9 protein-coding genes are annotated in these 11,119 nt (G+C 61.9%); 5 read left to right on the top strand and 4 right to left on the bottom strand.

The genetic code is table 11. The features are described from left to right. Positions 1–830: 830 nt before the first annotated feature. Positions 831–2,651, top strand: a complete 1,821-nt coding sequence (locus tag F2P45_RS23395; RefSeq protein ID WP_166880398.1) for a S8 family serine peptidase — start codon at positions 831–833, stop codon at positions 2,649–2,651. A gap of 233 nt (positions 2,652–2,884) precedes the next feature. On the opposite strand, the gene F2P45_RS23390 is transcribed toward F2P45_RS23395, so the two are convergent. Next, positions 2,885–3,805: a lipase secretion chaperone gene (locus F2P45_RS23390; protein ID WP_166880396.1), complete on the bottom strand. Its 921-nt coding sequence runs from the start codon at positions 3,803–3,805 to the stop codon at positions 2,885–2,887. A 10-nt stretch (positions 3,806–3,815) separates the two neighbouring features. Next, positions 3,816–4,727: a lipase family alpha/beta hydrolase gene (locus tag F2P45_RS23385; protein WP_166880394.1), complete on the bottom strand. Its 912-nt coding sequence runs from the start codon at positions 4,725–4,727 to the stop codon at positions 3,816–3,818. A gap of 289 nt (positions 4,728–5,016) precedes the next feature. Between F2P45_RS23385 and F2P45_RS23380 the strand changes: the two genes are divergently transcribed. The 3 genes from F2P45_RS23380 to F2P45_RS23370 all read left to right on the top strand — a co-directional run bounded on the left by F2P45_RS23380 (position 5,017) and on the right by F2P45_RS23370 (position 8,073). Then, a complete protein-coding gene (locus F2P45_RS23380; protein WP_370663303.1) occupies positions 5,017–5,694 on the top strand; it encodes a TetR/AcrR family transcriptional regulator in 678 nt (225 codons plus the stop codon). A gap of 122 nt (positions 5,695–5,816) precedes the next feature. Then, entirely contained in the window at positions 5,817–6,890 is a 1,074-nt protein-coding gene (gene dinB / locus F2P45_RS23375) for a DNA polymerase IV (protein WP_166880393.1), read from the top strand. Between the two features lie 286 nt (positions 6,891–7,176). Continuing rightward, positions 7,177–8,073, top strand: coding sequence for a recombination-associated protein RdgC (locus F2P45_RS23370; protein WP_054265203.1), 897 nt, complete (start codon positions 7,177–7,179; stop codon positions 8,071–8,073). A 284-nt stretch (positions 8,074–8,357) separates the two neighbouring features. Here the strand turns inward: F2P45_RS23370 and F2P45_RS23365 are convergent, their stop codons facing one another. Beyond that, a complete protein-coding gene (locus tag F2P45_RS23365) occupies positions 8,358–8,843 on the bottom strand; it encodes an asparaginase domain-containing protein (protein ID WP_126074765.1) in 486 nt (161 codons plus the stop codon). Positions 8,844–8,992: 149 nt separating this feature from the next. Here F2P45_RS23365 and F2P45_RS23360 point away from each other — a divergent pair, with 149 nt between their 5' ends. Then, positions 8,993–9,757 (top strand): L-asparaginase, encoded by a 765-nt coding sequence (locus F2P45_RS23360; RefSeq protein ID WP_166880391.1) that lies wholly within the window; start codon positions 8,993–8,995, stop codon positions 9,755–9,757. A gap of 67 nt (positions 9,758–9,824) precedes the next feature. Here the strand turns inward: F2P45_RS23360 and F2P45_RS23355 are convergent, their stop codons facing one another. Further along, the gene (locus tag F2P45_RS23355; protein ID WP_166880389.1) at positions 9,825–10,859 is read right to left on the bottom strand and encodes a D-2-hydroxyacid dehydrogenase family protein; all 1,035 of its coding nucleotides are present in this window, start codon (positions 10,857–10,859) and stop codon (positions 9,825–9,827) included. Positions 10,860–11,119: the final 260 nt, after the last annotated feature.

The following is an 11,119-nucleotide window of genomic DNA, read 5'->3' as shown; positions in this document are numbered from 1 at the left end:
CGGAGCTGCTCTGAGGTAGAATTCATGTCGGGCAAGGTGGCGTTTTTGTTGATAGCTGTGTTTCTCGATAACTCACATTTTATCAATCACTTACGGCATTCTTGCCCTTTTTTATGCAAAATTCAGGTTAGGAGTCGGCCTAAGTTCGTAGGATTAAGCCGTGCCCTACTGTCAGATTGCTGACCGGAGTGAAGTAAGCCAACGTCGTGCCCGTATGTCAGACTGCATGCCGAAGTAATTGATGACTTTATACCTTTCGGTCAGGCTTTTTCCCACAAGCTGATCTCTCTTCCAGAGTGAAAAACCCGCTGCCGCACGGGATTCCGGGCAGATGTCCGACAAGGTCCCGCTGCCTTGATCCGCGACAACAAAATCCCTTCGATCCGAATGGGCCTGCCTGAACTTTCGGCAGATTCCGACGGTCTACAGCATATTCACGGTAGCACAGGAAATTGTTCTGAATCATTCATCCGATCTCGACCTTCATCCGGGCCGCAATGTTCATTGCTTATCAAAAACTGTTCATATTTAGACAATTTTCAGTCGAATGTTCAGAAATAGACAAAAATGAACAAGTTTGCATTTGGAAAAACGCAACTATTGCCAAATTAACTTTGCTCGCAGAAAAATTTTTGGCTTTTTGTGTTGCAAAACCGCCGAATCCGGTTGGAAATTTCCAAAAATCGACATGAATCACAGTAATGTACAACGCTCGCTGACAAAAGGCGGGGCTACGTTGCAGAACAACGTGGAGACAATGGGAAGGCGACGGCGACACGCTGCCATCTATCCCTTTATAAAATGTTCATCGGAAAACTTAAGGAACGACAATGAAGCATTCGCAATCGAAGTACCCATCCTTTCTGACATTCTGCGCCGCCGCCGTGATCACGGTCGGCCCGGTGTTCGCTCACGCCAGCGTGCTCGATATCGAATCGAACGCGAAGATCGCCCCGGTAGCGACGACCACCGATCGCATGATCGTCAAGTACAAGGAAACCGGCCCCGTCGTGCCGGGCGCGTCCCTGATGGCGGCAGGCGGCAAGGAACGCCTGGCGATCGTCCAGCGTTCGGGCCAGCAGTTCGGCCTGACCATGAAGGCGCTGCACACCACCGCCAACGGTGCCCAGATTCTCAAGCTCGACAAGAAAATGGACGTCAAGGAAGTGGCAGCCATCGCCAAGGACCTGATGGAGCGCGATACCAGTATCGAGTACGCTGAGCCGGACCGTATCATGCATCCGCTGTTCACCCCGAACGATCCGCGTTACTCGGAGCAGTGGCACTACGGCGACACCACCGGCGGCCTGCGCCTGCCTGCCGCCTGGGATCTGTCGACCGGCACCGGCGTTGTCGTCGCTGTCCTCGACACCGGTTTCCGTCCGCACGCCGACCTGGCCGGCCAGTTCGTCGGCGGCTACGACTTCATCACCGACACCAAGATCGCCAACGATGGCAACGGCCGTGACGCCGATGCCAGCGATCCGGGCGACGCTGTCGCCGCCGGCGAGTGCGGCAACGGCCGTCCGCTGCAGAGCCAGAATTCGAGCTGGCACGGCACCCACGTGGCCGGCACCATCGCCGCCAAGACCAACAACGGCGTCGGCGTGGCCGGCGTGGCGTTCAACGCCAAGGTCCTGCCGCTGCGCGTACTGGGCAAATGCGGCGGCTACACGTCCGACATCGCCGACGCGATCACCTGGGCATCGGGCGGCACCGTGTCCGGCGTGCCGGCCAATGCCAACAAGGCACGCGTGATCAACATGTCGCTCGGCGGCGGTGGCGCTTGCGACACCACCACCCAGAACGCCATCAACGGCGCCCGTTCGCGCGGCACCGTGGTCATTGTCGCCGCTGGTAACGACAACGTGAACGTGAGTGGCTCGAGCCCGGCGAACTGCTCGGGCGTGGTGGCGATTGCCGCAACCAGGAAGGATGGCGGCCGCGCTTCGTACTCGAACTACGGCACCCTGATCGACGTGGCGGCACCTGGTGGCGACACCGGCGGCCTGATCCTGTCGACCCTGAACGCCGGCACCAACGCACCTGGCGCGGATAACTACGCCAACTACGCCGGTACTTCGATGGCGACCCCGCACGTGGCTGGTGTTGCTGCGCTGATGCTGTCGAAGAATTCGGCGTTGACGCCGGATGAAATCGAAAGCAAGCTGAAGTCGACCGCACGCGCTTTCCCGGCAACCTGCAACAGCTGCGGCACGGGTATCGTCGATGCGCTGGCGGCCGTGAAATCGGTCACCGGCGGCACCACGCCACCGGCGGGCACCACCATCAACGAAGCGGAAGCGAACAACACGACCGCGTCGGCGAATGCGGTGACGGTCAGCGGCACGGTCGTCAAGGGCAACATGGGTTCGAGCACCGATTCCGACTACTTCGCTGTTCAACTGCCGGCGGGTAAAACCCTGTCGGCGGCACTGACGATCGGCAGCAGCAGCGCCGACTACGATCTGTACGCCTACAACGCATCGGGCACGCAGGTGGCGATGAGTGAAAACGGCGCCGGCGTAGCCGACAGCTTGAGCACCGCCAACACCGGCACCACCACCACCACCCGTTATGTCCGCGTGAAGTACTACAGCGGCGGCACGGGCGCCACCAGCGGCGCGTACTCGCTGAAACTGTCGTGGTAATGTAAGTGAATGCGGCGGCCCGGCCGCCGCATGAAAGAGGGGACGACCGGCTTGCTGGTCGTCCCCTTTTTTACGTCGATAGCTGATATCGGCCACCATACGTAAAGCCGTCTTTCCCGGCCTGGGCGGCCCCCTTGGCGGGAATCCATAGGACCTATGCTCAAAGGTGCTATGGATCCCCGCCTTCGCGGGGAAGACGGCTATGAGCGCTGCGGTTTGATGGAAGCCCTTACCTACTCATACGCCCCCAGCCTGCGCTGTTCATCAGCCGAAAAATGCTGATCCCGCACCTGCTGCTGCACCGCCTCCGAGCCCGCTGCCACAGTCGCCCGCTGCGCCAGATACGCCTTGATGCGCCCCTTCCACGCAGCCTCTTCGCGATCCAGATCGGCCAGCCGGCTGGCCGCTTCCGGCGAAAACGCCGCCGCCCGCAAGCGATACACCTCGTCGTCGCCCGCACCCTGCTCGCGCAGCTTCCGCACCGACGCTTCCGTCCGGATCACCTTGGTCGGCGCCTCGCGGTCTTCGCGCAGCGCCGCCGGCATGCGCGTGTCCAGCGCCGCCATCTGCTGTTCGCGCTGGACCGGCGTCAGCGCGCCGTTCTGCTCGATGTCGAGCCGTGCCAGGGCATCGGCGTCATACGCGTCGCTGGCGCCGAACAGCCCCGCCGCCTCGGCCGCGCTGAAGAACTGCGGCCGCAAACGCTGCTTGAGCGCCAGGCGCGCGCGTGCCGACCTGGCCAGGTCGGCCTGCGGCGCCAGCGTCTTCTCGGCATCGGCCAGCGCCCGCTTGTAATCGAGATAGCTGGCCAGGAAGCGCTTGGCCTGCGCCGCTGGAGCGGGCGCGAAGCGGCGCTCCAGCTCGCGCTCGATTTCGGCGCGGATGGCCTGCAAATCCTTCTCGCCCAGCCCGGCCAGGTAGTAGTCGAACAGATGCCCCAGCTCGGCGTCGACCACCAGCTGGCCATCGGCGCCCAGGCGCACGTCGCCGTCCGGCCTGGTGCCTTCCATCGACCGCACGAACGCAAACGGGTCCGATGTGGACGGCGGCGGCGCCGCGACGGCGGCCACCTCCGGCCTCGGATAAGCGGCCACCAGCAAAGCGGCCACCAGCGCGCCGGCCCCGAACCTCTTCCATTGCATGCGTGCGGTCATGGCGGCCTCCTTACAGACCGAGCGCCTGCAGGCGGTTCGCTTGCTGACGGAAGACCGTCACCGGACTGGTTTCGAACAGGTTGACGATGCCGATGAACTGGTTCACTTCATCGAGGTGGTTCATGGCGTAGTCGTCGCGGATCACGCGTCCCAGGCGGCTCGAGCAGCTGCTCACCAGGCCATCGTTCTTGCCGCCGAACGCCGCGCCGGTCAGCGCCATGAACGGGTCGATCGCGTCGAACACATTGGTGTAGGGCTGGGCTCCGCTCCACGAAAAGTAATACACGCCGTTGACATGGTTCGCACCTTCGCCGCAGGCGCTGGTCGGCACGCCTTGCGGATGACGCTTGTTGAAGGCGGCCGAGCCGGCCGTGCTGAGCGACTTAAGCGCGGCCGCGCCATCCTGCGGCAAGCCGGAACGGCCGGTGAGGAAATCCATCAGCGCGGCCACCGCGTTGGCCAGCGCATTGCCCACCTCGGGCGCGTTGCCGGTCAGGATGTCGGCGATCTTCGAGCCCTTGTTGACGCCCGCCACCGAGCTGGCCGACGCCACCAGACTGGGCGCCACCGAGGCGACGTAGCGCACGGTCGGCCCGCCATGGCTGTGGCCGATCAGATTGACCTTGGCGGCGCCGGTGGCGGCCATGATTTGTTTCACTTGCGAGAGCAATTGTTCGCCGCGCACTTCGGTACTGTTGGCGCCCGAGACGGTGACGGTATAGACTTTAGCCCCGCCGCTGCGCAGGGCCGAGGGGATGCCGTAGAAGTACTCGACCGGGCCCAGCTTTTCAAAGCCGAACAGGCCGTGTACGAGCACGATGGGATACTTGGTTTGCGTGTAGCCCGCAGCCAGGGCCGGGGCGGGAACGACGAGGATGGCGATGAGAAAAACGGACAGGCACTTCCAAAAGCGATTCTTCATTGTTGTCTCCATGATGATGGTTTTTGTGTGAAGTTGACGACGTAAACTGGAGTTGCACAGTGCGAGCTGGGCATTCCTCCGGCTACCGAGAAAACGCCCCTGCCTGGGCTGTTTCATGAATTAGAGCGAGCGCTCGGTTTTTTGAATGTAGCACTGGCGTATGCGGAAAGCATCGCGCAGTGCAGCATACGGAGGCCTTGTTTTGTGGTTTGAATTTATCTGTGGTTTTAACGAGCTATAATCATTCCCGAAACCAACTCTAGCGCTAGACGCAACTATGGAAACGCTGGTGTCCACCCGCTTCGACTTCGCCCAGTTTGAAAAGATGACGCCGCTCAATGGCGACACCATCTGGGCCTACCTTGTCGACCGTCACGCCGAGCGGATCGGCGTCAAGCGCCGCAAGCCGGCGCTGGAAAACATGGAAAAAATCTTCGGTGCCACTTTTCGCCTGGCCAATGAAGTCGGCTTTCGCGCAATGAGCTTGCGCGACCTGTGCCGCGAGACCGGTTTGTCGATGGGCGGGCTGTACGGCTATATCGACAGCAAGGATCAACTGGCGGAAATGATCGAGGATGTGGTGCGGCATGCCAGCCAGGAGTTGCCGCGCATGTTCCTGCACGTGCAGGCGCCGCTGGAAAGGCTGGAATCGCTGGTGCGGGCGACGATTTACCTGTCCGAAATCCTGCAGCCGTGGTTTTACTTTGTGTACATGGATTCGCGCGTGCTCAGTTTCGAGCAGCGCGGCATGGCGAAAAATTCGGAGCTGTCGATTCAGGCTGAAATTGCGGACATGATCGGCCAGCTCAAGCCGGCTCCGGGCGGCAAGCCGGACTTGCTGGCGGCGCACATCGTGGCGATGTTCCAGGACTGGTACATCAAGCGCTGGAAATACCGCGCGGCCAAGGTGCATGTGGATGATTTTGCCGATAGCACGCTGGCGATGATCCGCAGCCATTTGAGCTGAGCTTTCCCTTGTCTCCCCTACCGGTGGAGACAAGCCAGGCCTTCCAACTTGCAACAAATCCCATTTCAGTGAATACTGTATGCAATTACAGTAGTTGCCCCCAGCCGGGCACAGCATCCCGCGTGAACGCCCCAGCCCGAAAAATCATCCATTGCGACTGCGACTGCTTCTACGCAGCCGTCGAAATGCGCGACAATCCCGCCCTGCGCGAGGTGCCGCTGGCCGTTGGCGGCCAGCCGGGCCAGCGCGGGGTAGTGGCGACCTGCAACTATGAAGCACGGCGCTACGGCATCCATTCCGCCATGGCCACCGCCCAGGCCCTCAAGCTGTGCCCCGAGCTGGTGGTGATTCCACCGGCCATGGAAAAATACAGGATCGCCTCGCGCCAGATCCTGGCCATTTACGGCGACTACACCGACCTGATCGAGCCGCTCTCGCTCGACGAAGCCTATCTCGACGTCTCCGACTCGCCCCACTGCAAAGGCAGCGCCACCTTGATCGCGCAGGAAATCCGCAAGCGCATCTTCGCGACCGTCGGCATCACCGCCTCGGCCGGGGTGGCCCCCAACAAGTTCGTGGCCAAGATCGCCAGCGACTGGAACAAGCCCGACGGCCTGTGCCTGGTGCGTCCGGACGAAGTCGACGCTTTCGTGGCCGCCTTGCCGGTCAAAAAACTGCACGGCGTCGGCAAGGTCACCGCCGCCAAGCTCAACAACCTGGGCGCGCACACCTGCGCCGACCTGCGCAACTGGACCATGCTCGAACTGCAACATCACTTCGGCAGCTTCGGCACCCGCCTGCATGACTTGTGCCGTGGCATCGACAACCGCGCCGTGTGCAACGAGCGCGAGCGCAAGTCGGTCAGCGTGGAGGAAACCTACACGCCGGACGTGCCCGACCTGCCGGCCTGCATCGCCCTGCTGCCGGAACTGTTCGACAACCTGAACGCGCGCATCGCCCGCGCCGGCGCCCGGAAAAGCGTGCAAAAGCTGTTCGTGAAACTCAAATTTTCCGACTTTCACCAGACCACCGTGGAATGTGTTGGCACCGCGCCACACGTGGGGCAATACGCCAAACTGATGGAAACCGGCTATGCGCGCGGCAAGCAGCCTGTGCGCTTGCTGGGCGTCGGGGTACGCCTGGGCGAGGCCGAAAACCTCGAACAGTTAAGCCTGTTCGCCGATGCGGACGTGTAAAATGTCGTTCCCTTCGCACAGATGATTTGTCGCGGACGACGCAAGTCCTGTCAAAAAAGCATCGTCGCCCCCGCGCAGGCGGGGGGGCCATGGCACCTCTGCACAGCGGTGCTATGGATTCCCGCCTGCGCGGGAACGACGGTTTGAAGTTCGACGGCGGCTCGACAGCGCTGACGTCGACGCCATTCGCTCAATGAACAGGCCGTTACGCAGGAAGTGAAAGCGGCTTTGCGCGCCTTCCTGCTTCACCCCGCTGTAAATACTGACTCAAACAAGGTAAAGCACAATGTGGTTCAAGAATCTTCAGATTTACCGTCTTCCCGCACCGTGGGCATTCACTCCTGAGCAACTCGAAGCGGCGCTGGCGCCCATGAGTTTTGTTCCGGCCACCAGTAACGAATTGTTGCGCCAGGGCTGGGATTCGCCGCGCAACAACGGCATGCTGGTTCACACCGTCAACAAGCAGATGCTGATCCTGCTGGGCACCGAAAAGAAGCTGCTGCCATCGTCGGTGATCAACCAGGTGGCCAAGGCCAAGGCGGCCGAGCTGGAAGAAGCCCAGGGCTTCGCGCCGGGCAAGAAAGCCATGAAGGAACTCAAGGAACGGGTGGCCGATGAATTGCTGCCGCGCGCTTTCAGCATCCGCAGCAATACCTTCACCTGGATCGATCCGGTCAACGGCTGGCTCGTGGTCGACGCCGCCAGCCCGGCCAAGGCGGATGAAGTCATCAAGCTGCTGCTCAAGGCGGTCGACCGCATGCCGCTGGAAAGCCTGCGCGTGCAGCGCTCGCCGGTGGCCGTCATGACGGCCTGGCTGGAAACCGACGAAGCGCCGGTGGGCTTCACGATCGACCAGGATACCGAACTGCGCGCCACTGGCGAGAGCAAGGCGGCGGTACGCTACGTCAAGCATGCGCTGGAAGTGGACGATATCCGCCGTCACATCGCGGCAGGCAAGCAGTGCACGCGCCTGGCGATGACGTGGGATGACAAGATTTCGTTCGTGCTGACCGAGTCGCTGGCGATCAAGGGCATCAAGCCGCTCGATGTGATCAAGGAAAGCGACACCAGCACGCGCAACGATGAAGAGCGCTTCGACAACGACATGATGCTCATGACCGGCGAACTGGCCAAGATGATGAGCGAAGTGGTGGAAGCGCTGGGTGGGGAAGCGAAGGCGTGATGGTGTTTTGACGGGCTGCCTTGGCGGCCCGTCCTGGCTCAAATGCCGCCGACCTATCCGCCGTTGCCACTACACTCAAGACCGTCATTCCCGGCCTCGGCGGCCCCCTTGGCGGGAATCCAAGGCCTCTCCGATAAGCGAAAGAGCTTGGATTCCCGCCTGCGCGGGCAGTCATTTCTGCTAATGACAGATCTGTATGTAGCGCAAGTAGCGCACGTATTCGCTTAAGTAGCGGTGGTACCCAAAGATTGCCCGCGCGGGCAGCCTGGTCCCGGCCGAATTTTTTACAAGGGCTGAAACACCCCGGCCGCGCGATTCTTGGTCACGTTATCCCACGTAAAAATCTGCCCGTTCATCGCCACATACACACCCGGCGGCAAGATTTGCGCGGCGGCACTGGCGCAGCCCAGGTTGAACAGCGCATCCGAATTCGCAATTTCGTACGGAATCATTGCACCAGTCAACACAATGCTTTTGCCGAGCGCGGCAGCACCGAGCACGGCCGCCGTTTCCGGCATCGTATCGGTGCCATGCACGATCACAATCGCCTTCTCGGGCGCCGCCTGGCAGCTGGCCAGCACGCGCGCGCGGTCGGCGTCCTGCATGTCGAGCGAGTCGAGCAGGGGAAGCTGCTCCAGCTCAACCGGAACCGTCATGCGCGTACGCGCCAGCACCGCTGGCAGATGGCTTTCCGCAAAGCCGAGCTTACCGGTCAGTTCATCATAATGTTTATCGAAGGTGCCGCCGGTGGCGATGATGCGCAAGCTCATAGTGATCTGGAATTCGTAAAGAGAAGGTGCCGTATGATAACGTGTAGCGTCGGCGATGTCGAAGCGCGCAAACGAAACGCGCAACTTGCCAGTGCGTTAGAATCGTTGTCTGCGCATGAGTCCACTCATTTTTTGTCCCTCAAAAAGCCATGAAAGCCCTTGCCCCAGGAACCGTCATTTTCCATCGCCATCGTGGCTATGGTGTCATCACGCATGTCAACCTGCTGACCGGCTGGATCTCCGCGCGCTTTGGCAGCGAAGCGCGTACGCTCGACCTGAACCTGTCGACCGACGACGTGCAGCACGCCGATGGCGAAGCGATCCTGTTCCGGCGCGCTCCACCCGACCGCATGCCGCACGCGCGCCTGATGGCGATGGTGCGCGCACTGCACCAGGCCGGCTACGAAAAACTCTATCTCTACTCCTGGCCCAAGCCATCGGGCCTGCACTGGCGCTGGCATTTGTTCACCGGCCAGCGCGACTGGATGCAGCGCCCCTGGCGCGAGGGCTGGTACGGCTCCGGCGCCGACTACAACGGCAACCCGGTGATGGGCTGGGGCGATTCCCCCGGCGCTACCACCGATGAACTCGTTACCGCGCTGGCCCGCTTCGACCCGCAAGGCCTGGCCCAGGCGCTCGGACGCGACGAAGACCACACCGCGTGGTTCGAAGGCGCATGCAAGCTCCTGCTGCCAGGCTATATGTACAGCCTGAACATGGAGCGCTCCGACACGGGCAGCCTGCAGGAAGCCCCGCCCGTGCCGGTCATACCGGTGCGCGCCAGCCTGCCAGTCTACGACGGACCGGCACTCGGCTGGCCGCCCGGCTGGGCCGGCCTGTGGACGCGCGCGCATGTCATGCCGGCACCGCCGATCGATATTACCGGCGAGCGCAGGCTGCGCGAGCCGTCGTAGCGCGCGGCAGTGGCACCGGGGTCAGACTCCTCCGTTCGGCGAGACCGGTGGCACCGGGGTCAGACCCCTAACGGAAAAACCGGGGTCTGACCCCTTGAAAAACCGGGGTCTGACCCCTTGGCAACGCTTCCGGGTTCAGAATGTTAGATGGGGCGCCGTTCGCAAAGTTCAGCACGTTGTCGAACGCGGCCCGGAAATACAATTCGTAGCTATCCTTCTCCACATACCCGATATGCGGCGTCGCCAGCACGGTCGGAATGTGCAGCAGCGGCGCGTCCGGCGCCAGCGGCTCGCTGGTGAACACGTCGATGGCCGCATTGCCCGGCCGCCCCAGCCGCAGGGCCGCTTCCAGCGCGTCGCTTGCCACCAGCTCGGCGCGGCTGGTGTTGACGAACAGCGCATCCGGCTTCATGCGCGCCAGGTCCTCGGCCGTGACGATGCCGCGGGTGCCTTCCGCCAGCCGCAGATGCAGAGTCAGCACATCGGCGCGTTCGAAGAACGCTTCGCGCGTGGGGGCCGCCTCGAACCCATCGGCCACCGCCGCTGCACGGCTGGCCTCGCCACCCCAGACCAGCACCTGCATGCCGAAGGCCTTGCCGTAGCCCGCGATCATGCGCCCGATTTTGCCGTAGCTCCAGATGGCCAGCGTGCGGCCCTTGAGCGTACGCCCGAGGCCGTTTAGTAGTGGATTGACCGAGGCCGTCTGCCACAGCCCGTCCTTGAGATGATTCGCGTAAGGCACGATCTTGCGGCTGGCCGCCATGATCAGCGCCCAGGTCAGCTCGGCCGGCGCCACCGGCGAGCCGACGCCTTCGGCAATCGCCACGCCGCGCGCGGTGGCGGCGGCCACGTCCACATGCCCGGCCAGCTTGCCGGTCTGCGAAATGAGTTTGAGATTCGGCAGTTTTTCCAGCAGTCCCGCCGGAAACGCCGTGCGTTCGCGGATCAGCACCAGCGCCTCGAACGGCGCCAGGCGGATGCCCAATTGCCCCGCGCCGCGCGCCGAACTGTTAAATATTTTGACATCGTGACCATCGAGCAGCTTGAAGCAGTCGAGCTGGCGGACCGAGTCCTGGAAATCATCAAGAATAGCTATTTTCATGGGAGATGGCAGAAGTTAAATAAATCTTCGTAGGTAAATAACAGGATACGGAATATTCGAAATAGCCTACTACATTGCTCAACTATTATTCCTACATTTTTGACCTTTTAGCATTTAAAAGCAGTAATAGCGGGTGTACAATCGCCCCCTAATTTCGGGATTTGCTCGCGTCCTTGGACCGCGGTTTGCGGCACTGTTTCCTGCCCCCCGCAAGTCCCCGCACTACCGTTCCACCAGCCTCGCCGTTATCGAGGTTGTCG

This window comes from Massilia mucilaginosa (assembly GCF_011682145.1).
Taxonomy (GTDB): Bacteria; Pseudomonadota; Gammaproteobacteria; order Burkholderiales; family Burkholderiaceae_D; genus Telluria_A; species Telluria_A mucilaginosa.
Note: the sequence above shows the minus strand (reverse complement) of the source record. Positions and strands in the feature narration are given on the sequence as shown.